The organism is Paenibacillus sp. FSL L8-0708 (assembly GCF_038009325.1).
GTDB classification, from domain to species: domain Bacteria; phylum Bacillota; class Bacilli; order Paenibacillales; family Paenibacillaceae; genus Paenibacillus_AQ; species Paenibacillus_AQ odorifer.
Genome location: NZ_JBBPBC010000001.1, coordinates 1,511,036 through 1,536,449 on the forward strand (window position 1 = coordinate 1,511,036; position 25,414 = coordinate 1,536,449).

Annotated in this window: 26 protein-coding genes; 22 read left to right on the forward strand and 4 right to left on the reverse strand. The window is 43.1% G+C overall.

Annotated features, from left to right (window positions below):
- Positions 1 to 60: 60 nt before the first annotated feature.
- From NYE58_RS07010 to NYE58_RS07040, 7 genes are all read left to right on the forward strand, one after another.
- A complete protein-coding gene (locus tag NYE58_RS07010) occupies positions 61 to 264 on the forward strand; it encodes a hypothetical protein (RefSeq protein WP_341001474.1) in 204 nt (67 codons plus the stop codon).
- On the forward strand, positions 251 to 3,358 hold the full coding sequence (locus NYE58_RS07015) for a hypothetical protein (protein WP_341001475.1): 3,108 nt from the start codon (positions 251 to 253) through the stop codon (positions 3,356 to 3,358). The genes NYE58_RS07010 and NYE58_RS07015 overlap by 14 nt, the downstream gene beginning before the upstream one ends.
- 13 nt (positions 3,359 to 3,371) lie before the next feature.
- Positions 3,372 to 3,950, forward strand: coding sequence for a hypothetical protein (locus NYE58_RS07020; protein WP_341001477.1), 579 nt, complete (start codon positions 3,372 to 3,374; stop codon positions 3,948 to 3,950).
- Positions 3,951 to 3,973: 23 nt separating this feature from the next.
- Entirely contained in the window at positions 3,974 to 4,135 is a 162-nt protein-coding gene (locus tag NYE58_RS07025) for a hypothetical protein (RefSeq protein WP_341001478.1), read from the forward strand.
- Between the two features lie 79 nt (positions 4,136 to 4,214).
- The gene (locus tag NYE58_RS07030; protein WP_076214253.1) at positions 4,215 to 4,511 is read left to right on the forward strand and encodes a hypothetical protein; all 297 of its coding nucleotides are present in this window, start codon (positions 4,215 to 4,217) and stop codon (positions 4,509 to 4,511) included.
- Positions 4,511 to 4,777, forward strand: coding sequence for a phage holin family protein (locus NYE58_RS07035; protein ID WP_076214255.1), 267 nt, complete (start codon positions 4,511 to 4,513; stop codon positions 4,775 to 4,777). The genes NYE58_RS07030 and NYE58_RS07035 overlap by 1 nt, the downstream gene beginning before the upstream one ends.
- On the forward strand, positions 4,777 to 5,421 hold the full coding sequence (locus tag NYE58_RS07040) for a lysozyme (RefSeq protein ID WP_341001480.1): 645 nt from the start codon (positions 4,777 to 4,779) through the stop codon (positions 5,419 to 5,421). Before NYE58_RS07035 ends, NYE58_RS07040 begins: the two co-directional genes overlap by 1 nt.
- Before the next feature lie 67 nt (positions 5,422 to 5,488).
- On the opposite strand, the gene NYE58_RS07045 is transcribed toward NYE58_RS07040, so the two are convergent.
- Complete coding sequence (locus NYE58_RS07045) at positions 5,489 to 5,725, reverse strand: hypothetical protein (RefSeq protein WP_341001481.1); 237 nt, start codon at positions 5,723 to 5,725, stop codon at positions 5,489 to 5,491.
- Positions 5,722 to 5,964 (reverse strand): DUF7667 family protein, encoded by a 243-nt coding sequence (locus NYE58_RS07050; protein ID WP_341001482.1) that lies wholly within the window; start codon positions 5,962 to 5,964, stop codon positions 5,722 to 5,724. The genes NYE58_RS07045 and NYE58_RS07050 overlap by 4 nt, the downstream gene beginning before the upstream one ends.
- 439 nt (positions 5,965 to 6,403) lie before the next feature.
- Between NYE58_RS07050 and NYE58_RS07055 the strand changes: the two genes are divergently transcribed.
- The 12 genes from NYE58_RS07055 (at position 6,404) to NYE58_RS07110 (ending at position 17,686) form a co-directional block, all read left to right on the forward strand.
- Entirely contained in the window at positions 6,404 to 6,619 is a 216-nt protein-coding gene (locus tag NYE58_RS07055; RefSeq protein ID WP_341001483.1) for a helix-turn-helix domain-containing protein, read from the forward strand.
- Between the two features lie 134 nt (positions 6,620 to 6,753).
- The gene (locus NYE58_RS07060; RefSeq protein ID WP_341001484.1) at positions 6,754 to 7,011 is read left to right on the forward strand and encodes a YolD-like family protein; all 258 of its coding nucleotides are present in this window, start codon (positions 6,754 to 6,756) and stop codon (positions 7,009 to 7,011) included.
- Between the two features lie 162 nt (positions 7,012 to 7,173).
- Positions 7,174 to 7,653, forward strand: a complete 480-nt coding sequence (locus tag NYE58_RS07065) for a hypothetical protein (protein ID WP_340888969.1) — start codon at positions 7,174 to 7,176, stop codon at positions 7,651 to 7,653.
- A 12-nt stretch (positions 7,654 to 7,665) separates the two neighbouring features.
- Positions 7,666 to 8,715: a hypothetical protein gene (locus NYE58_RS07070; protein WP_340888970.1), complete on the forward strand. Its 1,050-nt coding sequence runs from the start codon at positions 7,666 to 7,668 to the stop codon at positions 8,713 to 8,715.
- A gap of 11 nt (positions 8,716 to 8,726) precedes the next feature.
- Positions 8,727 to 9,596: a hypothetical protein gene (locus NYE58_RS07075; RefSeq protein WP_341001485.1), complete on the forward strand. Its 870-nt coding sequence runs from the start codon at positions 8,727 to 8,729 to the stop codon at positions 9,594 to 9,596.
- Positions 9,597 to 9,653: 57 nt separating this feature from the next.
- Positions 9,654 to 9,863 carry a hypothetical protein gene (locus NYE58_RS07080; protein ID WP_076137569.1) on the forward strand — a complete coding sequence of 70 codons (210 nt, stop codon included), beginning with the start codon at positions 9,654 to 9,656 and terminating at the stop codon, positions 9,861 to 9,863.
- Positions 9,864 to 9,868: 5 nt separating this feature from the next.
- Entirely contained in the window at positions 9,869 to 10,012 is a 144-nt protein-coding gene (locus NYE58_RS07085) for a hypothetical protein (RefSeq protein ID WP_162636675.1), read from the forward strand.
- 15 nt (positions 10,013 to 10,027) lie between these two features.
- Positions 10,028 to 10,408 (forward strand): hypothetical protein, encoded by a 381-nt coding sequence (locus NYE58_RS07090; RefSeq protein WP_076224684.1) that lies wholly within the window; start codon positions 10,028 to 10,030, stop codon positions 10,406 to 10,408.
- Between the two features lie 20 nt (positions 10,409 to 10,428).
- Positions 10,429 to 10,926, forward strand: a complete 498-nt coding sequence (locus NYE58_RS07095) for a hypothetical protein (protein ID WP_076224687.1) — start codon at positions 10,429 to 10,431, stop codon at positions 10,924 to 10,926.
- Positions 10,927 to 10,962: 36 nt separating this feature from the next.
- Entirely contained in the window at positions 10,963 to 11,613 is a 651-nt protein-coding gene (locus tag NYE58_RS07100; protein WP_076224690.1) for a hypothetical protein, read from the forward strand.
- A 7-nt stretch (positions 11,614 to 11,620) separates the two neighbouring features.
- Complete coding sequence (locus tag NYE58_RS07105) at positions 11,621 to 13,879, forward strand: PKD domain-containing protein (RefSeq protein WP_341001486.1); 2,259 nt, start codon at positions 11,621 to 11,623, stop codon at positions 13,877 to 13,879.
- Between the two features lie 12 nt (positions 13,880 to 13,891).
- Positions 13,892 to 17,686, forward strand: coding sequence for a glycoside hydrolase family 78 protein (locus NYE58_RS07110; protein ID WP_341001488.1), 3,795 nt, complete (start codon positions 13,892 to 13,894; stop codon positions 17,684 to 17,686).
- A gap of 87 nt (positions 17,687 to 17,773) precedes the next feature.
- Here NYE58_RS07110 and NYE58_RS07115 read toward each other — a convergent pair whose 3' ends face one another.
- The gene (locus NYE58_RS07115; RefSeq protein WP_036681725.1) at positions 17,774 to 18,406 is read right to left on the reverse strand and encodes a hypothetical protein; all 633 of its coding nucleotides are present in this window, start codon (positions 18,404 to 18,406) and stop codon (positions 17,774 to 17,776) included.
- A gap of 303 nt (positions 18,407 to 18,709) precedes the next feature.
- On the opposite strand from NYE58_RS07115, the gene tkt reads away from it, so the two are divergent.
- Together tkt and ppnP are read left to right on the forward strand one after the other, a co-directional pair.
- Positions 18,710 to 20,752 carry a transketolase gene (gene tkt, locus NYE58_RS07120; RefSeq protein ID WP_036681727.1) on the forward strand — a complete coding sequence of 681 codons (2,043 nt, stop codon included), beginning with the start codon at positions 18,710 to 18,712 and terminating at the stop codon, positions 20,750 to 20,752.
- 33 nt (positions 20,753 to 20,785) lie between these two features.
- The gene (gene ppnP / locus NYE58_RS07125; protein WP_036681729.1) at positions 20,786 to 21,103 is read left to right on the forward strand and encodes a pyrimidine/purine nucleoside phosphorylase; all 318 of its coding nucleotides are present in this window, start codon (positions 20,786 to 20,788) and stop codon (positions 21,101 to 21,103) included.
- 1,718 nt (positions 21,104 to 22,821) lie between these two features.
- Here ppnP and NYE58_RS07130 read toward each other — a convergent pair.
- Positions 22,822 to 23,724 carry an NAD(P)-dependent oxidoreductase gene (locus tag NYE58_RS07130; RefSeq protein WP_076215746.1) on the reverse strand — a complete coding sequence of 301 codons (903 nt, stop codon included), beginning with the start codon at positions 23,722 to 23,724 and terminating at the stop codon, positions 22,822 to 22,824.
- A gap of 235 nt (positions 23,725 to 23,959) precedes the next feature.
- Between NYE58_RS07130 and NYE58_RS07135 the strand changes: the two genes are divergently transcribed.
- Entirely contained in the window at positions 23,960 to 25,315 is a 1,356-nt protein-coding gene (locus tag NYE58_RS07135; protein WP_038569135.1) for a glucose-6-phosphate isomerase, read from the forward strand.
- The last annotated feature ends 99 nt before the right edge of the window (positions 25,316 to 25,414 follow it).

Sequence of the window (25,414 nt, forward strand, 5' to 3'; positions counted from 1 at the left end):
AGTACATTTCGACAGAATGGGAGGTTTTTCCTCTTTAAAAAAACGAAGGAGGCTATACCCTTGGCAATTATCCAACCTAAAGTATTGATTGAGATTGACCCGCTCCAGCCAGTCCCTGAGATCTGCGCCGTTATGATGGCCGTCATAGCCTATCAGCCGGATATGGAGGAAACAATTCTTCACGGCATAGGTCAGGCGATAGAGGACCGTAGAGCACAAATAGCAGCATTGAAGAAAGGAGGTAAATCCGATGCCAATAAGTAGATATGGCGGCATTACCGGCAGCAAGAAGATTAGTGAGGACTTTGATAATATCAACACAGCCTTTAATAACGTGGCTACGGAAGCAGATGCGAACAAAGCCACGGTTGATGGTCATATCGCCAATGGGAATCTTCATACCACCTTAGCCGAAAAGACCAAGCTGGCGGGGATCACGACCGGAGCTGGTGGGGCTGGATCTGCTTCAGACACCGTGATAGGAAACCGAACTATTGCAGACACTACAGCTCCGACAGGAGACACCGGAACGATTACAACCCTGCTGGGCTGGCTGGCCAACATGATCAAAGCAATCACCGGCAAGTCATCCTGGCGTACAGCCCCGGCTACTACGCTGGAGGCAGCTAATACACACATGAACAACAGTGATATGCATACAAGTGCTGCGGAACATACCAAGCTAGCGGGTATTCAGGCGGGCGCAGAAGTCAATCAGAAAGCATTTTCTCAGGTCAATAATATCCCTGCTGGAGATAAGTCAGACACGCTCACAGTTACTGGTGGTACAGGGATCACAGTAACGAATAACCCAGCTACAAAGACTATGATTGTAACAGCAACAGGAACCGCTGCTCCTGGCGCTCATGCATCCAGTCATTTAACTGGTGGATCTGATCCTATTCCTGTTGCAACAACTACAGCACCGGGGCTTATGAGTGCAGACGACAGAAAGAGAATGGATACCGAAGCTACTACAGCAGTCATCCTATCAGCTGGACAGCAAATTCTAAACGCAACAAAGAACGCTAGACTACAAGGATTAAAGGTACAGGGTAGGACGTTAATAGATTTACTTGGTGGGGCTGGGAGTGGAGAGAGTTTAACGGGATGGTCGTTGGCTGGGTCAACACTCCCGGCTATTTCTACCGCTCAGAAAAAATCGGGTGCTTCATCGTTTAAGATGGCATCGGGTTCAACAGGCGGGAGCTACATGACGCGTGACTTCTCAGTTCAAATTGATAAGGCGCTGCAATATGTATTTGGTGTTTGGGTATTTATTGAGTCCTACACTGCGGGAGCCCCGACAATTGCATTATATGATATGGGGACAAATACAATAAGATACTCAACCTCTCCAAACACAAGTATTGTTGGTAGTTGGCAGTTTGTACCTCTTAAATTACCAGTAAACAATTCTTTGGTTGGCAATGGGTTGAGGATTGTAGTTGGTTATGGAAGCGCGGGAGCAAGCACGGTATATTACGATGAATTACGCCTATACGCCGTATCCGCAACAGACTATGCAGCCATCGGAACCACGATCACAGGTGCTGCTATTGATGCTCTATTGCCTTATGTACCTCCTGGTATTAATGGAGTAGATGGGTTATGGGTTAGACGGTATGGACGTAATTTGCTGCCAAGCGTGCCGGATAGTTTGCACGCCAACGCAAAGATGAACGGGCCATATGATATGACGCTTACGGCACAAGGCATATACAACACTTCCTACATTGATTTTCCGGTTATACCTGGACAAAAATATACTTTTAGCATGGATACCGTAGATGCAGGCGCCTACGCTGATGGCGGATTTTTTGGCAGCGATGGTCAAAATATTATGCAATCATTTTTGCCCATGACTGGCGGTAGTATTAATATAGGCCCTGCCCCAGCTAATGCGATTAAAATTAGAGTGTATTTGTCCAATGAAATCAATGGAGTATATAGGTTCAAAAACTGGCAACTCGAACTCGGCAACGTCGCCACACCGTTTCAGCCCCGCGAAGACTCTCCTATCTCTTTTGGTGGAGTAGAGTTACACGCTAACCCAAATGACGGCAGCGATCCGGATATACTGCGTGAGGTTAATGGGCGGTATGAGGTGACGAGGTTATGGCGTAAATCCAATCTTGTGGGTGACTGGTCGTGGTTATTCGATACGAATTATACAGGTTTCAAACGTGTACGCGTTATTTTACCAACTTCTAGTGGCATAAACGCATCAGAACGAGTGACTAAGTATAACGGATACCCTTTATATCCTTCAGCGGGTGTTTATTCAGCTGCTGATCAATCAACGCTTTACAATGGCGTATTATACATTACTATTGCCATCACAGATTCCGGTTGGGGGGACTCCTACACTCCTACATCTGACGAAATTAAGGCTTATTTTAATGGCTGGCGGATGTACAATGGCGCTAGCGGAGTGGCTACAAATCCATATAACGGTACGGCCGGACAAACAAAAGGATGGGTCGAGATTTTGAGTGCTGGCAATCCGGTAGGAGTATTGCCAACAACAATACCTTCGGGCTGGACACCGTATCAACTTCTATACCGTCTAGCAACACCGACCACGGAGACGGTACAAGAGGATGGCGCTCTTTCTCTGCTCGAAGGCGATAACTTTATCGAGCTAGGCAGTGGTTATATATCGAGGGAGCCTGCGAGACCAAAGAAAAATGCTTTATCAGACGTGTACTACATTGGACTCAATGACGCAGGCAATGGTGGAGATTCTAGCCTGAAAAAACGCGCCTCCGAAATTAAACAAGTTTTTAAAAACAGTCTGCCTGATTTTTGGAATATTGATAAGTTAGCAGACGGTACACGTTATGCATGGACGGATAATTACGATACAGCTACTTCCTACAGCGTCTCTTACATCAAACTAGATAAATCACCAGTACCTTCGGTATCAGGAGCGTACGCCGCCACTGAGAAGATGCAAATTCATGATTTAACAGATGCAGTGACAGAGATAAGCTCAACCGTTAGTGTGTTAGCTGCCAAGAAAGCGGAGAAGGATGCAGGGCCTTGGATTACACCGTCCGCAGTGCTAAGCGGATTTACTGCCTTCGATTTAGCTTATCGCGTGAATAAAGGATTTATTGAATTTCGTGGGTACGTATATTACAACATTACTGACGTACCAGCGGGTACAAAGATTTTTAATTTGCCGACGCAGTTTCGACCTGTGCGAATCACTAGAATGCTTACATCCTCATGGACATCAAAAGTAGATCCAACGTCGAGCGCAGTGTCAGTAGGTGTAAATGGAGATATAACAACAGAGGTCAACGCAAAACAAAATATTATATTTGATGGTCTACGGTTTCCGTTAGATTAAAGGAGGCGATATCATGAGAAAAGCAGTATCGAAAGTAGACCTAAACGGACTGTATATAGAAGATGTAGAACCGGACGACTCTTTAATAGGGGTCGTCCCTATTTATGCCCAGCCAGTGCAGGAAGAAGCTCCTGAGCTGCCGGGAGATGAAGAGATCGAAGATGAACCGGACACGCCAGAAGAACCAGAACAGCCAAGAGAGATCATCGGTTATCTTGTAGGTGTTCCGATGCCCACAGGATTGTATCATCCTCGATTTGATCTATTAGCATGGGAAGCATATCAGGACGCTGTACTAGAGGCACAGAGCGACTATGCCGACGAGCTACACGATTGGCGGGAGAGTTATGCAGAAGGCGAAGAACAAGGCGAGCAGCCTATCTATATGCCACCTATGATGCCAGATAACCTTTGGGTCGAAGGCTTAACACCAGAAGAGATTGCGGAGTTGACGAAGCCCGGAGAACTCTCAGAAATTGAGATGCTAAAAAAAGAAAATATGCTCTTAAAAGCTCAGAACAACGCAATAACTGAACGTGCCGATTTTATTGAGGATATCATTGCTGAGATGGCAATGCAGATATACCAATGATAGCGCGCATTTTTTACTGGTTCATGTCAAAGAGGAAAGGGGGTGACATCATGATGGCTATGTTTTTTGCGCAGCGCGTAATCTTAGGTAAGACCAAATATATTGAGGTTCCATCGACTTTGAGACCAGGAGTAAAAGAAATTCTGGTTGATAGTGGACTTGAATTCCTATCTGAAGAAGAATAGATAATGTTGGCGCCCAATGCGGCGCTTTTATTGAGCCCTCGGATCCCCGAGGGCTATTTATATTGAGGGGGAAACGGGTGTGGAGCCTACAACAATCGTAGCAATGATTGCGGCAGTAAGTGGGATTGTCTTGGGCTGGATGGGGAAAACCCAAGCATTTAAAAAGGATGTTGCACAAGAGGCTGGTAATGGTGCGTCACTTCGTACTGACGTTGAGTATATCAAGCGGGGCGTCGATGATATGCGGTTAGAGCAGCGAGCACAGGGGCAGAGATTTGATTTACTTTCAGAGCGTGTGACTCGTATTGAAGAAGCTTCTAAGTCGTATCACAAGCGGCTTGACCGATTTGAAGAAAATAGAAGAGGTGATTTGTAATGGAATGGAATGCAGTTATGGAGTTTATTAATCCCGAATTAATGGCTGTTGTTGTGGCTTGTTGGATCATAGGCTATGTTCTGAAAAAAACGCCGAAGGTGCCAGATTGGAGTATTGTATACATCGTTACGCTAATGGCCATTGTATTTGCAGTACTAATGTTAGGGTTTGTCATTACAAGCTTTATACAAGGCATCCTATGTGGTGCTGTAGCTGTATATGGTAACCAACTGGTCAAGCAGTCTCGTAAAGTGGGTGATGAGTAATGGGACGCAAAATTTCGCAAGTGGGAATTTCCCTTATCAAGTCTTTTGAGGGCTGCCGATTGAAAGCGTACAAGCCGGTTCCGACCGAACAATATTGGACCATCGGTTGGGGGCATTATGGTTCGGATGTGAAAGAGGGCATGACCATCACTCAGGCACAGGCTGACAGCATGTTTGTATCTGATTTGGCAAAGTACGAGGCATATGTTAATGATCCGGTCTATGTGCCGGTTACATCATGGATCAATCAAAATCAATTTGATGCACTTACAAGTTTTTGCTACAACTGTGGTAACGGCAGCCTTAAAAAACTTTGCGTAGGGCGGACGATAACAGAGATCGCTCAGAACATTTCTAAGTACAACAAAGGCGGCGGTAATGTTTTGGCTGGTCTAGTAAGACGGCGTAAGGCGGAGCTCGATCTGTTCAATAAAGCAGACGTATCAATCAAAGAATCCGAAAATACCAAGGAGGATGACACTTTGGAACTGACTAATTATCAATGGACAATGCTAAGCACTCAAGTTAAGGCGCTCCTGACAGCTGGTACGATCTCGGACACATCTTGGTTAACTAAGATCGACAAAAAGACATTGACGACATCGGAGCTTGCCTGGCTGTCGTTTATTGTTGCCAAGAAATAAATAGCCCCATATAAAGTGTAATCGTAAAAGCCCTACTAACCTATAAATGGTTGGTAGGGCTTTTTTGTTATACTTCAAACTCTTCCCAACCGGGCGGCAACTGATCCTCCGGCATTTCCTCCAGCGCTTCAGGCTCGATAACCACGAGAAGCGGTTCTGCAATGTCCACCAGCGCGCCGATGCGCTTCAAGCTTCCTTCAAACGTGCCAACTGCCAATATCCGCCCTCGCCGTCCGCCGTATCCACTGCCGTGTCCCTTGGCGATCCGCACCGACATACCAGGCTTCAAGTCTTCCCATTTCATAACGTGGGCGCCCTCCCTGTCAGCCGTAGGGCTTCCTCACGACGTCCTATCTCCCTGAACCAATCGTCGTCCCGTGTAGTCACCGCCAAATTGGTGAGCTGCCGCAGCATAAGGGAATCCCAGCAGTATTGAGCATTGACCTGTAGACATTGCCACAGTTCCAAGGCTTCAGCGTCTGTAAGCCCTCTGGCTTTGTGCAGATGATACAGCTCCGCGAGTCTCAGGTGTGCGGGCTGCATTAGCGCCGCCCCCGAGACTTAAACAGTGCGGCGATCGACAGGACCAGTGCGGCCACGATCACAATCCAGGTGATTACATTCAGCATGACTAATTCCTCCTGTTTATTGTATTGGCATTCCGATTGCCATTTTGTTATGATTGGGTGGAGAGTAAGGGCCACTACCCTTACTCTCCGGGAACCTATTTACGTTTGCCGCGGTGGCTGCGTTTTTTGGTTCCTTTCTTTTTGTCCTTGAGCAGCAATGTTGCGGTAATGAGCTGGATTATTGCTGTAAGGAGCTGTACCCAATCTTTCATGTTTTCTCTCCTTTCCGGAAGTGGTTTGTATCAACTTCCTGATATAAATATACCACTTCATAATACACAAGTCAACACAAAATATTAACTTGTTGATACTTTGGATTATTTAGTGTATATTCATTTCAAGGAGGTTTGTACATGATCAAAAATAACTTGAGCGAGATATTAGGGCGGCAGCGGCTGAAAGTAAGGGATGTGGTCCGTGGAACGGGCTTGGCGATCAATACCGTATCCGGGCTGTATCACGACACTTCTAAGCGCGTTGATTTGGACACATTGGACAAGCTATGTACGTTCCTGGGCGTAAGCGTAGGAGATATATTGGAGCATATAGCAGAGCCGCCGCAGGGATAACCTGGATGGCTCTTTTGCTGCTTAGGAAAAATTTCCTTACCCGTTGTTCCGGCCCATTAAACTTCGAAACTATTGATATGCGAACGTTTATTCGTGTATAATACAGGAACAAACGTTCGAAAGGGTGATGTGAAATGACAATTCATGCAAAATGGAATTATTCAATGCTACCTAAACATGATGAATTTGGTTTAGAAGAATTGGGCGAGAGTCTCCAGGAAGCGTTGAATAGCAAGAGCACGAACACACTGACTGTGTTCAGGATGGGTGAAGTGACGGGGAAAATTGTGAAGCTGGATGCAGCAACCCGTAGGGTTCATGTTCAGACTGAAAATCAAGGATTGCACAAAATAAATTTTCTTGAAATATGGGGCATTGAACCGGCTGAATAAAGCCGGTTCTTTTTATTTCTTATTCCCCACAGTTTCCCCACAACGATATTATTTTTATCTGGACTGAGAATTAAAATCTGCAAAATCTGCGAATGAAATGTGCAATTAATACGATGAAAATAAAATAAATAATGGATGAAATGAAAATATACTACGACAGAGATGCGTTATAACGAGTGGGAATTTTATTTGTGGAGTGGGGAAAAAGGATACGACGGGATTACCGGAACCTTCCACACCGTGGATTCGGAGGACATTCCTTATCAAGGTGCGTTTGCTGTGTCGACAAGAATTGGCGGGAGTCTTAAGGGGCATTTGATCTCTGCGCTGAAATCATGCGAGCTAGTGTTTATTTTGGAGAGTGTTCCGAACGGGAAGAAGCGGCTGGCGCGAATATCAGAAATCTTTTACGAAGAGGATAGAAATTCAGTGTTTGCTAATGATCTTATGCGCTGGGAGCCGCAGGAAATGTGTTGGTCTTACAATGACAAGCTGACGAAAAATCTGATGCTGAAAATGACTAAGAAAAATGCGCAGGCTACGCAGATTGTCCAAAAAGAGCTGGGACGACTTGCTTCAACAAAGCCGATGGATCAGCCGCTTAAAGAAAGCTTGAAATCTAAGATAGTACTTAATGAGTGAGGAGGTGCAGCTATGGATTTACTATTGTATATTTTTCGTTTTGTCCTTCATTTATGGATTGCGTGGGGACTGTGGTTACTCACCAAACTGCTCATCGAAAGGCATTTACGGCAGGTAGTCCAGAAAGTGGATTTTCGAATTAAACATAAGATGAGTATTTTTGGCAAAAGAGTCAGCTCGGTTAAAAAAAGGCTGTGGCTCTACCGCCATCTGGACAAGCTTCTCTATTTCGTACACCGGAAGTATGAACCGGGCATTAGCGTTATGCGTTTTGTTATGCGTACAGCCATTTTGTTTATTGCGGTTTTCTTATCAGGACTACTGACGCTTAGTGAGCTCCCTGGTAGGTTGCGTTTTAACAATCCTTTTTTGGAGGGGATTACTTTTAATGAGGGACAGCCGATTCAGGGGGCGTGGAGATTTCCGCTTTTTATAGCTGTAATATCTGCGACGATTCCTTATTTTCGTATGAGATACATCTATGCACAGCGGAAGGTACATGGAAGCTACGATCTCCTCGATGTAGTCAAAATCTCCACCAAATTCACACATTTGTCGGTAGATTCGATCCTTGATCGGACAGCGGATTTTCTTACGGATAAAAATGTACTAAAGAGCCCTCTGAAGCTGCTAGGTGCCGCATTTTCTAATTACAGTAATGAGAAGGAGCTTGTTGAGGAGGCAGGGAGATTCTCCAGCGCGATTGGCACCACCTTCGCTTTAGAGTTTATATCAGATTTGCTCTATGCCGAGAAGGAGGGAACCCGTTATTTAAAAAGCTCGCTAATGCTGTTGAATCGTTCTATGGAGCAGCAGAGAGAGACGATTTTGACTGTAAAAGCAGGAAGTAGAGATGCGATCAGCCTTGGCTTATATGGGAATCTTCTGGTGCTGGTATCTACGGTTGGAACCTTTATGTATATGCTGAAGCCCGATGTCTATTTTCAACTGCAGTTCGAAACTAAGGTAGGCCTTTCCTTTTTGATGGTGATCGTCTCCGGCCTTTTTATCTCTTTTGTGATCAGTACTATTCTTGCCAGGCCCAAACTGGACTACCACTAAGGTGATGAACTATGGATAGATTATTACTACTAATTACAGTGATCGGGATCGTGTATATCGCATTACTTGTGTTTGTGAGCAGCAGCTGTAAGCAGGAACGATATCTTGTCCGACTGGGCATACGGTGGAATGCGCTGGGTGAACGCGTGCAGAGTGATAGATTTCAGCAATTATTGAATGAATGTGGTTTATCAATTTCAGCTCGAAAAGTTACGCTATTTCGTTATTCAGCGGCAATCATCTATTTAATTAGCCAAGTCGTCAGCAATTTCATCCGATCTGTTCCTTTTTCATTCTATGACCCTCTAATTGCTCTACTTATTCTCGTAATCAGCAGTCCGATGCGTTATCTTCCGCTTGGTTGGGTGTTGGCGTGGCTTCACCAAAAGACGAATATTCAAAAAGATGGCGAGTTGATCTCCTTCATTCGCCTCTATGAGAATAATCGCCTACGTAAGCGCGGATATGTGCAGTTTGGTGCTTTTTGTGGGAGTACAGCGGGACATTTTCAATATATACGTCAGGACTTGTATGAGCTGTCAGAACGGGCAGTAGATGAGGGTGTGGAGGGGGCGATTGAATGGTTTTGTGCCAAATTTCCGGATAACCATCACTTTATTAATGACATCCGGTCCATTTTACTGGCTACAGAAGGTATGGATGATGACACGGAAGCTGCAAACTATTTGCGTGAACAAGGCAAGATTATCTCCAAAATCTCCAGCGATCAGTATTTAAAAAAATGGTCATTCATCGGTGATCTATCGACGATTATTAATGTTATTCCATCGATTGCTACTTTTTTGATGATCGTTGCGATGGCGATGCAGTACATTTTGCTAATCAAAGGAAATTTTAATGGAGTCGGCATGTTCCAGTGAAAAATTGTATATTCAACCTTATTTTTAAAACCTAAAATAAAAAGGGAGAAATTAACAATGAAAAAAGATGCTATTTCTACAGGTTTGTTTATCGCTATCGGTTTTTTGTGTGTGGCCATCGTAATTGCCATTTTGATTCCTCTGGTGCGTGACGTGATTAATGCTGCCGATGATAATAGACCGACGATCCCGGGGGTATCTCTAACTCAACCGCTGGATTCCAGCCAGACTGCACTAACTATGTCCATGACTCACGTTTCGGTATAAGTCAGATGAAAAAAGACTCTATTTCCGTCGCTATGTTTTTGGCCATTGGCTTTGTAATTGCGGGGATGTTTGTCACGGTAGCTACGCATATGATCGGCAGCAGTCAGGACGATATCATCTCACATACTAAGCAAGTGGAACAGTATTAGAAGGAGGCGTGTCTAATGAAGGAGACCGTCCTCCGGGCATTGTTCATGTGGCTAGTCCTGTTTATTATCCTGCAGCCTATCTTCTCCTACATAGATTATCTGCTAGATTTACAGGTCAAAGCTAATACGTCCTATATCACACAAAAAGCAGCAACAGAGGGGATGGTTACAGCTTCTATGCGGAATGAAGTAATTTCAAATCTGAAGGCGATTGGATTTGCTGAAGCTTCGATAGAAATTACTAGCAGTACAGACACCGTTCAAGAGCGAAAGCAACGAATTGATGTGTATGTAACCGCGCCGCGGATAAATCTGTTTCCTTATAATTTTTCTACGGTTTCGCAGCCGACTCGATATTATGGGCATGGATCAATTATGAGTGAGTATCTCGATTGACTAAGGGATGAGCGTAATTTATGGATTACATTATTAAGCTGGCATTTGTCCTACTGATCTTTATCTACTCCTGGTTCTTTCAGATCCAGAATCAGGAGTGGGACCAGCTGCGCAGCATGTTAAAAGACGCAAATAATATCGCTGTTCACGATGCCGCACAGGAATTAGATGAGACCGAATTGACTCGTGGTCGTCTGATTATAGATCCCGAAGATGCGTACGATACTTTTCAGCAAACCCTACAGAACAATCTAGGCCTTGATAGCGGCCTTTCCCCCCAAGGGGGCAGTCGTTTTAAGACACAAGTGAAAATTGTGAAATTCGATATTATTGACGATTCCGATGGCGTGACTTTTCCACTTTTATACGAGGATAGCGAATATGGCATAACCAAATACATCGCAGGTCCTTCGGTTATTGCCGTCATTGAGACGGAGCACCCGGTTCTGATCTCCAGATCCAAAACACAACAGCCCATCAGGGTACCAGCAGTTCAGGAGTATAAGTTCAATAAGTAATAAAAAGCCAATTAAAGAAAAGGGAGAGATTCAGTGATGAAGAAGACCATTGTAAGGGCAGCTTTGACTACGACAATGTTATTTAGCATGGTATTGGGGCAGAACGTGATTACTAACGCAGCAGCGGTTACACCAGTAGCCACGGCTACACCAACAGCTACAGCAAAACCTACTGCTACACCAGTACCTATTATGAGGGATAACTTAAGTAAATATGGTTTGAAAAAGGATTTGGAGTTGCCGGTTACGGTTACGGCAGGTGGGCTTAGCTATACGCTTGAGAAGTTTATGATTTATGATTTCAAGTCAAAAGATGCACAAAATCTAGTGAAGAAATATGATTATGATTCTTTTGGAGGGCTTGTTAGTAACCCAAAGTATTTTATTTGGACTAAAATTACTATTAAGAATAACAGCAAAAACACTGTGAAAAGATCATTGAATGATCGTGAGAAATTATGGACGTTAAGTTTACAGGGTAAATCTCAATTAGATACAATTTGGCCCAAAGCTAATGTGAAAAAATTAAATAGTAAGGAAGCCTTTTATTACTACACCATTAAGCCAGGTGAGCAATTAAGTACTTACCAAGCTTATTTGTATGAGGAAGACTTTAGATACTTTGTTATTCGTTTGTTCTATGGCGGTGAATTTGACGAGAAATTTGTAGTCAACTCACAGGAGTAGAGTAGGAATGAAAAAAATAATCATCTCATGTCTATGCATTATGCTACTCACTTCCCTAATGACAACCATTTCAGTAGAAGCAGCTGAGATGAAATTGATCTCGGTTGCTGTTCCTATTACTACAGGATTGCAAGGATCAAGCAATGCTGCTAAGGACTTTTATCTGGAACTTCCTAGTGGAGTATCTAGTTCATCAGTTAAGACAGGTACTTTTAAATATAGTGGATCTAACGAAAAAACCAACCTTTCTCTTGAGAATGGGAAAATTAAGGTTACATTAAAGGGAGTATCTAATCAAAAGTATATAAAAGAGGTTCAGGGTTATAGAGCTTCTTTTGAGTCGCTTTATGAGTCTGAAATATACAATTCAATATGGTTATACTCAGACGGTAGAAGATGGCAAATCAACGAGTACGATGAATACAAAGATCAAATGAAGACAAAAGACGTAGCTGCTGCAGATGGTTATCCCTCTAAGAATCCACCAACAACGGTAGTAACTGCAGGACCTTTTCAAAAAAATGAATACCTAAAGTGGTATAACGGATCGAAGACGGAAGTTATTGATTCTCAAGATATTATTCAATCTACTATAAAATCTTATGTTGTTAAGAAATCTTCTTATGCTCAAGATCCAAAGTTTAAAAATGGAAGAATTATTTTGAACTATATGATTCCTGCAGGGGTACCTTGGGACCCTGAAGATAATACGGGTTTAACTGGAAAAGCAGAAGGTCGGAAATATTATGCTTACACACATTATTATTATAAGGCTGACGCCAAAGTAACCACCTACAGCTACGGGGGAACAGTCAGCTTTGAATACGGTCTCCCAGATGAAGCTACACTCACAGGTTCCGCAATTCTAGAACAACCTAATCCAAACCCAATTAAGTTTGATAATAAGAATGTACCAGTTAAAATCGCTTTGAAAGGTGAACTTCTATCCTATAAAGATACTTCGAACATTTCAGAATGGATTTTTTATGCCAAAGAGAAAGGTAATGACAGTTCACTCCAGACAAAAAAGGTGTATAGCAAAACTCTAACGGCAAACGAAACTTTCAAGTTTGAAATTCCGAAGGAGAAAGTGGCAGGTAAAAGTAACTATAGTCAAGAGTACGAACTAAGTATAGTAGTGAGATTTAAGAATGAAGTCGTGACCAAAAGAAGTAAGTTCGACTTGTTAAAAGAATCTTTTACAGTCAAAGCAGGAGTGTATACAACTTCAGATCCTCCGGGAGGAGGTTTTCCAGGTCCGACATCACCGCCAGAACTACCAAGAGAGTTAAAACCTCCAGTAGCTCTTATAAATGCACCCAAAACTGTAAAAGCAGGACAAGAGTTTGTAGCCAGTGCAGCAGGGTCGTATGACCCCGATGGTTATATTACGGATTACTTTTGGGATACGCCTAATGCTAAGGGAGAATTGAGCACTTTGCCAAGGGGAACGCTTTGGTATGATAAAGACCATTTGGGGGAACAAACACTTGCTTTGACTGTAATGGACGACGACAAAATGACTGGAAGTACTAGTACTGAGGTTAATGTCATTGAGCCAAAACCAGATGCATCTATCAGGGTAGATGGTACATTAAAGCAAAATCGAAAGGTTATCATACAAAGTTACGTTAGTAGCCCGACCCACTACCCATTAATAGATGCTAAGACTAAATTCACGATCACAGCCGTATCAGGTGGAACGAATTCTGATATTAAATATAGCGGATCGCTGAACGGAGTATATAGCAAAGATGTGCTATTCAAGAAGCCAGGGAAATATAAAGCAACCATTTATGTGGAGAATACATTAGGGCTAACTGCGAGAAACGAAACAACTTTTGACATAGCTCCAGACCAGAAGCCTTTTGCATACTTTACGATGGCTGGAACAGTGTATCGCAATCCTTCAGATGGTAATCAAGCGACCCTATCAATAGATGATATGTCGTACTCACCAGACCAAGATATGGTGGCTCGAAGGCTTTGGGAATACCGCTACGATTCTGATAACAACGGAAATTTTTCGGGTGAACCATGGGTTATTTTTAATAATCAGAATTTAGATCGTTTGAATCTCAAGGTAAAGGAAGTCGGAAAATACGAAGTAAGACTAACTGTATTTGAAGAGTTTGGCCAGCCGACCATCGAGGAGTTTGTGACGCAGGCTGATCGGCAATCCATAGATTCAGAAGTTACACAAAATGTGATCGAACGGATCTTCACGGTTAAAAATCAGGCACCTGATGTCGATTGGTCATGGTAGAGAGGATTAGAGATGCAGAAATTAAAAAAAACAATTTCAACGTTTATGGCCCTTGTATTACTACTTCTTTCATTCCCTGAATTTTATTCGGGGAGTGCAAAGGTAGAGGCGACAGGTGACCCAAATATCATCAATTTTATGGATATCCGTCTTGAAGGATTTAATAAAACAACTCCTTGGGAGCCAGCTATGGGGAATATAGGATCTTTAAGTTTGAATATGCCTGCTATTACCCTAACCAATATTACTTTTGATCTAACAACAAGAATACTGCGCTACGATTATGTACCTGATGCGCCTGTAGTTTTAACATCAGGGGATATTAATTGGTACTATGATACGCAGCGTACTAGATTTCTTAATATTTACAGTTATATGTACAGGACAGATGGAAGTGGTAATACTGATTATGCTACTGATGCCTCATGGAGAATTGAAGAAATGCCACCTGTGAAAAGTTCGGATAGTCTTCAGTTTAACCTTGATAGAAATACAACCGCTTTTTATGAAAGTTATGCTTATCCAGCGAAGTATGGCATTCCAAAAGCCCTTAAAGTCGCACTAAGAGCAAGTGATGCGCAACACCAACCTAACGAATGGATGAATGGTTGGCATAACAACGTATATTATGATTGGGATAACATACCTCTAGTAATAAATTCAGCACCTACGCTCACAGTGACTACACCAAGCGAGCAGCAGCTACTGAATGAGCCAGGATTCAGTGGTATGAATATCGAAGGATATGTTCGAGATGTGGACAATAATGATCTAGTCGTTAGTGCTGAAATTCCTAATGTGTTCTATAAACAAGTCAATGTCCAACAGGCACTGAATAATAAATGGTTTTCCATCCCAATAGATGTTTTGGCAGACGGAATTCCTCCCGGACGACACAATATCATTATCAAGGTTGTGGATCCCTATAATTATAAGGATGAGAAATCGTTGGTCGTTAATGTATCCTATAGGCTTAGGAATAAATCCTTTATATTGATTAACACTCCTATAGACTTATCAACCACATACAAGGACTATGAAGGAGATTCTAAATATCAAGAACGCTATAGATACGACCATAACCCGTATTTCTTCGATAATTCGATGGGTATCATTTCGGATAGTGGGTTATGGCGTTCAGAAAGGTATACCTCCTTTCCATATAGCGGACTCTATAACGCAACCTTTCAAGCACGAGATAATCCTAAAAACGATGACAGATTCGATGTCTATCGTTTATGGAGCCGAGATAATTTATCTTCAATGACCTATCATGTTCATCGAAAGCCAATTGCATTGTTTGCTGCCAAACTGGCGTGGGGATCTCTTCTGCTAACAGATAGTTCCTACGATTTGGACCACATCACGGCTGTTAATAAGGGACTTATAGCTTGGCAATGGCAGTATAAAAAAACTGATTCTGAAATATGGACAGATGGTCAACCGCCAGCTCAATTACCGAGTTCTGTACAATATGACATACGCCTTAGAGTACGTGATGTCGATGGCGAAAATGGGTTGGGGGTCTGGAGCGACTGGTGTGTAAGGACGGTGGGGGCTGCAGGTAATCTACCTCCCGTAGCGTTATTTAGTGTTGATCCTAATATTGTTTCCTATCGTAAAGCTACTACCATAACAGACAAATCGTTTGATCCGGATAATGATCCATTAGATGTGTATTACTGGACGGTTATCAAAGACGGTTGGAACAAAGTTTGGGAGCATTGGGGTGGAGCTACAACGCCACCTAATATCGCAGCTTTTGGGATCGGTAATTATCAAATTAGTTTACAAGTGCATGACAACCGAGGTTTATGGTCAGATTGGTATCGCCAAAATGTCCAAGTGATTAATCACCCACCCGCAGCAGCATTTAACATGCAAGCTGAAGTATATCGAGACACTGTAATTACAATGGATAATCTAACACCAGAGCCTGATGAAGATGGAGATTCGCTTGCTTATTTATGGTACGCCAAACTCAGCAATAGTCCTTATTATTATGCTGGCAGTAACCGCAACCAATCTTTGACGATACGAGATCTTATTGCTGGAAACGGAATTTCACCGCAGCAGGCTATATCAGAAGGATGGGAAATGCGCCTTAAGGCAACAGATGTACCTAATCCCTCAAGTATTGGAGCTTTAAGTTCCAATGCAACACGCGTATTTACTGTTAAAAATCATGTTCCAACAGCTGCTATTAATGGTCCATCGGCAGTATTCCAATATGATACCCGACAATATACATCTTTTGATGAGGATGGAGATCCCTCCGACATCGCTAGTCTGCAATACTTCTGGAAAGTAACGGATAGTGATGGCATTACGCAATGGCTTCGAACTCCTAGTATTGATGTTAATTTTCCTGAGTCCGGTATCTATACATTGGAACACTGGGTTATCGATCAGATCGGTGATAAGTCTAATATAGCTACGTTGAAGGTGAGTGTTACTAAAAATCTAGCGCCCTCAATGACATTGATAACCCCGGCGGGAACCGTAACCAATCCATCCGTTATAGATGCCGAAATACAAGGAGATCCATTAATTAAATGGAATTATACAGACCCAGAGAGTGATCCGCAGGAGAAGTACCGTTTAGAATTTTTTTCGAAAGACGGACTCTTAGTTAAGACAGTTGAAAACCTTGACACCACAGGTCAGCTGCGGCAGTATCAACTCCCTAACCATACATTTAATCGATTTGAATACTTCACCGTATATGGGCGGGCTTATTCCAAATTAAGCTGGTCAGAAATATCTAACGAAAAAACGTTTATCATCGACAATCCGCCGCAGCCCGGATTCACACTTATCACGGATACAGGCAGAGATGCTGCCAAAGAGCCGATTTATCGCACGGATCTTCTAAATATCAAGAGCAAAGCGACGGATCCAGACCTTCCAAAAGGAGATACGATCAGCCATAAGTATGATTTGAAATCATCTAACGGGACGGAAGGATTGGCTAGTACTCAAGCTGAATTTACGAAGAAATTCACCTCAAATGGCGTCTTTACCTTGAAACAAACCGTTACGGATTCTCTAGGACTGTATCGAGAGCTATCTCTGAGTATCACTGTAGCCAACCGTAAACCGACCGTAACGATAACGTACCCAACAAGTACTGACTCAAGTAAGCCCATGATCGCAAGTACGCTTACACCAATCATCAAGTGGGATTATCAAGATGAGGATGGAGATGAACAACAGCGGTATAAGGTACAAATTATCAACATGGCGACAGGGATGGTTAAGGTTCAATCTGGCGAACAAAATTCAAGTGCCAAACAGTGGCAAGTGCCCGCGGGAATATTGGTTGAGAACGAAAAATATGCCGTGGAAGTGGAAGCTTTTGATGGTTATAACTGGAGTAATATCTCAGCGCGTAAATATTTCATGGTTAATCTGCTGAGTATTAAAGGTGGGGTCCAGCACACAGAGGAATGGAATAACAACCGTAAAGGCTACAATTTGAACAAGAGCGGTAATGAGGAGAGTCCAAGAGGCTACAATGTGTTTTGGGCAGGTGAGCGATTTATATTGCAAGGGATAGCAACCGGTCTACCTGATACTGTTGAGGTAACGATGACGGGAGGTTATTCTACGCAACTAAATCCAACGAACAGTGACAAAACCTTGTGGACAGGCGAATTATATGATCCAGCATTTGTGAAACTTCCCGATGGTCCAGTGAAATTTACCTTCACAGCTAAGAATGAGTACAATACCAAAATAGATACAGTTACTGTTGTGATCGCTGGCGATTGGTCCGAATATTTTCGGAACCATCGTGTGAAGTAATGATACATCTACGACTTTATCCTTTTTTCATCTAAAAAGGGCTACGCGGAAATACGATCCGCATAGCCCTTTTTTACGAGCAACAACTTATATAACTCCTTCAGTCCGTTCTTCATTCATTCTCATCATTCTTGTCGCAACGGAAGGTGTATGTAAAGGTATATTCGTCGAACGCGCAGAGGCTCTTTGAGCTCTACGCACATAATAGGATAACTTGCCGCTGAATATTTTATGGGAACAGAGTGAAAGAGCGAAATCCTCCGGGGTAACAAAGCAGGAAGGCTTATTCACAGGCTGAACTGCGGTATTTTCAAATAAGGAAGCAACAAAATGAGAGCAGAAATAAGCGTTCTCTCGATCTATTTTAACATTTAGAAGTACGCCGATCAGGCCTAAAAGATGGTATTTATAACGTTCCTGATTTTTCATCATCCCTTGGACATGATTGTACATGGCATCGTATTCCGTGGCACTAACACGTAACTGATAAATAGAGCAATTTGCGCTGCTATAAAAAGGGTGAATGAAATTTTCTTGAATCAGACCCGCGACGAATGGATTGTGCATTTTTTTTCTTCCGAAGCTGTACACCTCACGTAGTTCACTATCAAAGGCGATCGAAGCATGGTTCAGATCAGCTTTTGTAAACCACTTAATGAAACCACTGAAGGCTGTACCTGTACCGGTAAGCACAATATAAACATCCTTTTTCGAAGTCATGTTCAGAATTCCTTTCCACTTGGAGATATTGGATAATGAATGAAAATTTTACTTGAGTAACTCCATCTTACTTTATATTCGAGCATTGTAAAACAAACTTTAGTCGCAATAGAAAACTAGACCATAGGCTAAGTAAAAACCCGTCTCATGACATAGTTACTTTTGCGTATATAAATGCGTAGATATTGCAAAACATAAGCTGTCAAACAAAGAGTTTTTAAAAACAATTGGAATTGCTTCCACACTAGTGATACAATAAGAGTCAAAATGACATTCTTGAGATTTCAGAGGAGGAACTATTAAATGAGTGAACAAGAACAAGCGATCCAGAAGGAAGAAAACTCAACAGTAGATAACCTGTCTATCACAACAATTCGTACGTTGGCTATTGATGCTATCGAAAAAGCGAATTCCGGCCATCCAGGTATGCCAATGGGTTCTGCACCAATGGGCTACCAACTGTTTGCAAAAACAATGAATCATAACCCTGATCATCCAACATGGGTAAACCGTGATCGTTTTGTATTGTCCGCTGGACATGGTTCCATGCTTCTGTACAGCTTGCTGCACCTTAGCGGCTATGATCTTCCTATGGAAGAATTGAAACAATTCCGTCAATGGGGTAGCTTGACTCCTGGTCACCCGGAAGTTGGTCACACAGCTGGTGTTGATGCAACTACAGGTCCGCTTGGACAAGGTATTGGTATGGCCGTTGGTATGGCTATGGCCGAAGCTCAATTGGGCGCAACCTACAACAAAGAAGGACATAACGTAGTTGACCACTATACTTATGCTATTTGTGGTGATGGTGACCTTATGGAAGGGATCTCTTCTGAGTCCGCTTCTCTTGCGGGTCATTTGAAACTCGGAAAATTGGTTGTATTGTATGATTCAAATGATATTTCCCTTGATGGTAAATTGAATCTTTCTTTCTCCGAAAATGTAGCTCAACGTTTTGATGCTTATGGTTGGCAAGTTCTGCGTGTAGAAGACGGAAATGACCTTCCGGCTATTGAAAAAGCTATTGCTGAGGCGCAAGCTGAGACTAGCAAACCGACTTTGATCGAAGTGAAAACAGTTATTGGTTATGGTAGCCCTAACAAACAAGGTAAAGGCGGCCATGGCGGTACTCACGGTTCTCCACTTGGAGCAGAAGAAGCTAAGCTGACCAAAGATTTCTACAAATGGGTATACGAAGAAGATTTCTATGTGCCTGACGAAGTTCGTGCACATTTTGCAGAAGTGAAGAAAAACGGAATCGCAGCTAACAAAGCTTGGGACGATAAATTTGCAGCTTACAAAAAAGCATATCCAGAGCTGGCTGCACAATTCGAAACAGTAATCAATGGCGATCTTCCAGAAGGCTGGGATGCTAACCTTCCAACTTACACTACTGAAGATAAAGCAGTATCGACTCGTGTCGCTTCCGGTAGTGCGCTTAACGGTCTGACTGCTGGCGTTCCTCAGCTAGTGGGTGGTTCCGCTGACTTGGAAAGCTCCACTATGACGCATTTGAATGGTTTGACATCTTTCACACCAGAATCTTATGATGGCCGCAACATTTATTTCGGCGTACGTGAGTTTGGTATGGCTGCTGCAATGAACGGTATTGCTCTGCACACTGGTCTTAAAGTATTCGGAGGAACTTTCTTCGTATTCACTGACTACCTGCGTCCAGCAATTCGTTTGGCATCGATCATGAAATTGCCAGTAACCTATGTACTGACACATGACAGTATTGCAGTTGGTGAAGATGGTCCTACGCATGAACCAATCGAACAATTGGCTTCCCTGCGTATCATCCCAGGTCTAACTGTTATTCGTCCGGCTGATGCTAACGAAACTTCTGCAGCATGGGCTTATGCTATGGAAAACAAAGAGAATCCGGTTGCTTTGGTTCTGACCCGTCAAAACTTGCCAATTCTTGCTGGAACCGTAGATGGCGTTCGTGAAAACATCAAACGTGGTGGTTATGTTGTCTCTGATTCCAAAAATGGCACTCCACAAGCACAACTTATCGCAACTGGTTCTGAAGTACAGTTGGCAGTTAAAGCGCAAGCTGCTTTGGCAGAAGAAGGCATCGATGTTCGTGTAATCAGCTTGCCAAGCTGGGATCTGTTCGAAAAACAAGACAAAGAATATCGCGATTCCGTAATTCTTCCAGGAGTCAAAGCTCGTCTTGCTATCGAAATGGCACAAACCTTCGGCTGGGAACGTTACACTGGTGACCAAGGCGATATCCTAGGCATCACTACTTTCGGAGCTTCCGCCCCTGGCGATAGAGTTATGAAAGAATACGGCTTTACTGTAGAGAACGTAGTTAGCCGTGTGAAAGCACTTCTGTAATTAACTGAATAATCATTAGGGGGAGAACAAGTAATGAGTCAGTTTAACAACGCAACGATCGAAAAAGCAGCCAATGTATATTATGGCGGACAAGTAACCAGCCGTACGGTAATTTTGCAAGATGGATCTAAGGTGACACTAGGCATCATGCTGCCGGGTGTGTATGAATTTGGTACAGATGGTCCTGAAATTATGGAGATTCTGTCCGGCGATCTTAAAGTGCTGCTTCCCGGCACTGAGGTATGGCAGGAGATTAAGGGAGCGTCAACGTTCAATGTTCCTGGCAACTCTAAATTTGCGTTGGAAGTATTTGAAGTAACTGATTATTGCTGTTCTTACCCGGTTCTATAGAAAACAGACTTTTCTAAGGGCTGTCCTATAAGTAGCTTTTTTCATTGAGTGAGACGACCCGGATACACTTTAAAAATCGTAGAAGTCAGCAAAGCAGCGGTTCTCCCGTTATTGGAGGATCGCTGCTTTTTGTTGTGGCTGGTGATTGCTTGATGTTCAATTATGTATTCATCATTCTATTTTGAGGCTTAAGGACTCAAATGACGTTAGAGCTGAATCGGATAATCACTAAATTAGCACTGAGTCATAACCATCCCCACCGCGTACGGACCCAGATGACGCTATTAGCAAATTTATAGTCTTTTGAGCAAGTTTTCGGACACCAGTGCAGCTATTCCATAGAAATAGCCTCATAATTGGCGCTTTTTATGCCAATAGTGACTATGGAGTCCGATAGCATGCCGAATGTGGGATTATGCTGCAAATAAGGTCAGCTGAGTCCGAAGGCGCTGTGTCATCACCAGCTTAGCATCGGATCCGCACCAACCCACTGCGTAGGGACCCAGCTGACATTAACACTGCATCAACACCAATGTAGCCTCGAATCAACCCCAATCCTACCGCTAAGGACCCAGATGACGCTATTAGCAAATTTATAGTCTTTTGAGCAAGTTTTCGGACACCAGTGCAACTATTCCATGGAAATAGGCCCATAATTGGCGCTTTTTATGCCAATAGCGACTATGGAGTCCGATAGCATACCAAATGTGAGATTACACTGCGAATAAGGTCAGCTGAGTCCGATGGCGCAGTGTCATCACCAACTTTAGGCGCCGGGTTCGCACCAACCCACTGCGTACGGACCCAGATGACGTTAACGCTGGATCATCACCAATTTAGTACCGGGTCAACCCCAATCCTACCGCTTAAGGACCCAGATGACGCTATTAGCAAATTTATAGTCTTTTGAGCAAGTTTTCGGACACCAGTGCAACTATTCCATGGAAATAGCCTCATAATTGGCGCTTTTTATGCCAATAGTGACTAGGGAGTCCGATAGCATGCCAAATGTGAGATTATACTGCGAATAAGGTCAGCTGAGTCCGATAGAGATAGCTGTGTACCGCAGAGGTTACTTAGTTAAAGGAGCTTGAGGTTTGGAGCGAGGGAGAGGTTCCAGAAAATACGGGATATACCGTAGTCATCAAGCGATCATCTTGGTAACCAATTTGCAACTAAACAGCAGCTCACCCAGTGACTCCTCCAGTAACTAAGCAGCAACTAACCAGCAGCTCATCCAGTGACTATCCAACAACTTCTCCAGTAACTATCCAACTATTTAGCACTCCTTGAGTAACTTTTCTGCAACAATCCAACAACTCATCACTCCTTGAGCAACTTTACTGCAACAATCCAACAACTCATCACTCCTTGAGTAACTTTTCTGCAACTATCCAGCAACTCCACCAGCGACTAACTAGCCTAACCAGTAACTAACCAGCATTTCACCACTAATTCAGTAACTTTTTGCGACTAACCAGTACTTCGCGACCTTCTTAGTAACTATCCCACCAACACCGCCACAACGTTATGAGTAACTCCACAGCAACCAATATTTTCTTGCACTAAAACAGTTAATTTGGTATTATAAATATACAAACAAACGTTCGTATATTTGGTTTGACAATGGGATTGTCCATAAAGAAAAGACCGCATCGCAATATCATGTGCGGAGCGGTCGTAAATGTTCTTATGAAGTAGGTATTGAGTTCTTGAATTTATTTATCGGATACATTTGCACCCATCTTTTGGCCGATCCACTCTTCGTAACATTTCACTACAGCAGAGAGATCTTCTTCACCATAACCTTGGGTGAATCCAGCTTGGAACATGCTTTTAGCCAAGCCCAGCATAGGAGAAGGAACGCCTGTTGAATCGCTGTGGGCAGAGGCAAGCTTCAAATCCTTAAGCATTAGAGCGAGGGAGAATTGATTGCTGAAATCATCTTCTATGATTTTACGTCCTTTAAGCTCAGCTTGTTTGCTGCCCGCTGAACCAAGTTGTACCAGTTCCAAGAACTTGTCTGCTGGTACGCCTGATTTAACGGCAATGGCGAACCCTTCGGCTAGGGCAACATTATGAATACCTACCATAGCATTGTGAGCCAGCTTGGCCACAGCGCCGCTGCCGTTATCACCCATATGTAGCAGCTTCTTACCCAAAGTATCAAAGATATCACGATGTTGTTCTATGACCTCAGCACTACCGCCGACCATGAACACTAAGGTTCCTTCAATCGCTGCTGGTTTGCTTCCAGTTACTGGCGCGTCTAGGAAATGTCCACCGCGAGCTTCTACAGCAGCGGCAATTTCACGAACCAGTCCTGGTGAAATTGTGCTGGAATCAATAATTAGTCCACCAGGCTTCACAGCATCAAGAATACCATCTTGACCATAAAACACTTCACGAACCGAATCATCATTGCTGATCATGGTAATAATAACATCCTTACCCTCAGCCGCTTCGCGGGGCGTGAGAGCAGTCTGAGCACCTTCTGCTTCAAGAGGTTTACATTTGGCTGCCGTACGGTTGTATACCGTAACCTGAAAGCCGCCACGTAGTAAATTGGAGGCCATAGGCGCACCCATTGTTCCGAGTCCGATAAAACCGATTTGTTTCATTTATATAGCCACCTTCCGTTTTCTTTATTCTATCACGGCACTTTGTCCAGCACCACAGCACACCTATGTCTTTTGATACAGGAAACGCTTCCAAGGAACTTTGAAAAACTTGGTTCTAATGCCCTCTATGTGCCCTAAGACCTTGCCAGTCAAGGCAAATTAAAGTATCCTAATTATAAAGTTGTAACAAACGGTTTTAAATTTAAAGAGATAAAACAGGAGGTTACCATTACCGATGTCTAAGAAGATTAATTTTGACTACACAAAAGCTCTTTCGTTTTTTAACCAACAAGAAATCGACAACCTTGCCGCCCCAGTTAAGCTAGCACACGAACAGTTGCATAACAAGACTGGTGTAGGTTCTGACTACCTTGGATGGATCGATCTGCCGACAGCTTACGATAAGGAAGAATTTGCTCGCATTCAACAAGCTGCTAAGAAGATCCAAAGCGATTCCGAGGTGCTGATTGTAATTGGTATCGGAGGTTCTTATCTGGGAGCACGCGCAGCTATTGAGGCGCTATCGCATTCTTTCTACAATAACCTTTCTAAAGATAAACGCAAAACTCCAGAAGTTTATTTCGCTGGTAATAACATTAGCTCTACATACATCACGCATCTGCTTGATCTAGTAGAAGGCAAAGACTTCTCCGTGAACGTAATCTCCAAATCAGGAACTACTACTGAGCCAGCAATTGCTTTCCGCATTTTCCGCGCTGCGCTGGAGAAGAAATACGGCAAGGAAGAAGCTCGTAAACGCATTTACGCTACTACAGACAAGGAAAAAGGTGCCCTTAAGAAATTGGCAACTGAAGAAGGTTATGAATCCTTCATCATTCCAGACGATGTAGGCGGACGTTACTCCGTATTGACACCTGTAGGCTTGCTGCCGATTGCTGTAGCTGGCATTAACATTGAAGAAATGATGCAAGGTGCTGCTGCCGCTGCGGATGAGTTCAACAATCCAGATGTAGCTACTAACCAAGCTTATCAATATGCTGCAGTTCGTAACTCTTTATACCGTAAAGGTAAAACAACTGAAATCCTCGTCAACTATGAGCCTTCCTTACACTTTGTATCTGAGTGGTGGAAACAATTGTTTGGCGAAAGTGAAGGTAAGGACTTCAAAGGAATTTATCCTTCTTCCGTTGATTTCTCCACAGATCTACACTCCATGGGTCAATTTATCCAAGAAGGTAACCGCAACATTTTTGAAACGGTTATCCAAGTAGATCAAGTAGCTCATCATGTTACGATTGAGAATGATCCGGATGATCTGGACGGCTTGAACTTCTTAACAGGTAAGACTATGGATTTCGTGAATAAGAAAGCTTTCCAAGGTACAATGCTTGCACATACAGATGGTCAAGTACCTAACCTTATCGTTACTATTCCTGATCAAACACCATACACCTTTGGATATTTGGTGTACTTCTTTGAAAAAGCCTGCGGTATCAGCGGATACTTGCTCGGTGTTAACCCATTTGACCAACCAGGCGTAGAAGCATACAAGAAAAACATGTTCGCATTGCTTGGCAAACCAGGTTACGAAAAAGAAAAAGCAGAGCTAGAAGCAAGACTTACTGAATAGTATTGCAGTAGGTTTTACAATAGCTAGTTATCACAGAACATTCATACTAATGTAAGTCACCAGGAGCAGTCCATAGGTAATCCAATACCGGGACTGCTC

What these genes read in the sequence shown, in the direction of transcription:
- ppnP (WP_036681729.1), top strand. Translation starts at nt 20,786, where the DNA reads ATGAGTCAGTTTAACAACGCAACGATCGAAAAAGCAGCCAATGTATAT.
- NYE58_RS07075 (WP_341001485.1), top strand. Translation starts at nt 8,727, where the DNA reads ATGGATAGATTATTACTACTAATTACAGTGATCGGGATCGTGTATATC.
- NYE58_RS07085 (WP_162636675.1), top strand. Translation starts at nt 9,869, where the DNA reads ATGAAAAAAGACTCTATTTCCGTCGCTATGTTTTTGGCCATTGGCTTT.
- NYE58_RS07065 (WP_340888969.1), top strand. Translation starts at nt 7,174, where the DNA reads ATGCGTTATAACGAGTGGGAATTTTATTTGTGGAGTGGGGAAAAAGGA.
- NYE58_RS07035 (WP_076214255.1), top strand. Translation starts at nt 4,511, where the DNA reads ATGGAATGGAATGCAGTTATGGAGTTTATTAATCCCGAATTAATGGCT.
- NYE58_RS07095 (WP_076224687.1), top strand. Translation starts at nt 10,429, where the DNA reads ATGGATTACATTATTAAGCTGGCATTTGTCCTACTGATCTTTATCTAC.
- NYE58_RS07040 (WP_341001480.1), top strand. Translation starts at nt 4,777, where the DNA reads ATGGGACGCAAAATTTCGCAAGTGGGAATTTCCCTTATCAAGTCTTTT.
- NYE58_RS07105 (WP_341001486.1), top strand. Translation starts at nt 11,621, where the DNA reads ATGAAAAAAATAATCATCTCATGTCTATGCATTATGCTACTCACTTCC.
- NYE58_RS07080 (WP_076137569.1), top strand. Translation starts at nt 9,654, where the DNA reads ATGAAAAAAGATGCTATTTCTACAGGTTTGTTTATCGCTATCGGTTTT.
- NYE58_RS07100 (WP_076224690.1), top strand. Translation starts at nt 10,963, where the DNA reads ATGAAGAAGACCATTGTAAGGGCAGCTTTGACTACGACAATGTTATTT.
- NYE58_RS07110 (WP_341001488.1), top strand. Translation starts at nt 13,892, where the DNA reads ATGCAGAAATTAAAAAAAACAATTTCAACGTTTATGGCCCTTGTATTA.
- NYE58_RS07020 (WP_341001477.1), top strand. Translation starts at nt 3,372, where the DNA reads ATGAGAAAAGCAGTATCGAAAGTAGACCTAAACGGACTGTATATAGAA.
- tkt (WP_036681727.1), top strand. Translation starts at nt 18,710, where the DNA reads ATGAGTGAACAAGAACAAGCGATCCAGAAGGAAGAAAACTCAACAGTA.
- NYE58_RS07070 (WP_340888970.1), top strand. Translation starts at nt 7,666, where the DNA reads ATGGATTTACTATTGTATATTTTTCGTTTTGTCCTTCATTTATGGATT.
- NYE58_RS07015 (WP_341001475.1), top strand. Translation starts at nt 251, where the DNA reads ATGCCAATAAGTAGATATGGCGGCATTACCGGCAGCAAGAAGATTAGT.
- NYE58_RS07060 (WP_341001484.1), top strand. Translation starts at nt 6,754, where the DNA reads ATGACAATTCATGCAAAATGGAATTATTCAATGCTACCTAAACATGAT.
- NYE58_RS07090 (WP_076224684.1), top strand. Translation starts at nt 10,028, where the DNA reads ATGAAGGAGACCGTCCTCCGGGCATTGTTCATGTGGCTAGTCCTGTTT.
- NYE58_RS07115 (WP_036681725.1), bottom strand. Translation starts at nt 18,406, where the DNA reads ATGACTTCGAAAAAGGATGTTTATATTGTGCTTACCGGTACAGGTACA.
- NYE58_RS07050 (WP_341001482.1), bottom strand. Translation starts at nt 5,964, where the DNA reads ATGCAGCCCGCACACCTGAGACTCGCGGAGCTGTATCATCTGCACAAA.
- NYE58_RS07025 (WP_341001478.1), top strand. Translation starts at nt 3,974, where the DNA reads ATGTCAAAGAGGAAAGGGGGTGACATCATGATGGCTATGTTTTTTGCG.
- NYE58_RS07045 (WP_341001481.1), bottom strand. Translation starts at nt 5,725, where the DNA reads ATGAAATGGGAAGACTTGAAGCCTGGTATGTCGGTGCGGATCGCCAAG.
- NYE58_RS07130 (WP_076215746.1), bottom strand. Translation starts at nt 23,724, where the DNA reads ATGAAACAAATCGGTTTTATCGGACTCGGAACAATGGGTGCGCCTATG.
- NYE58_RS07135 (WP_038569135.1), top strand. Translation starts at nt 23,960, where the DNA reads ATGTCTAAGAAGATTAATTTTGACTACACAAAAGCTCTTTCGTTTTTT.
- NYE58_RS07055 (WP_341001483.1), top strand. Translation starts at nt 6,404, where the DNA reads ATGATCAAAAATAACTTGAGCGAGATATTAGGGCGGCAGCGGCTGAAA.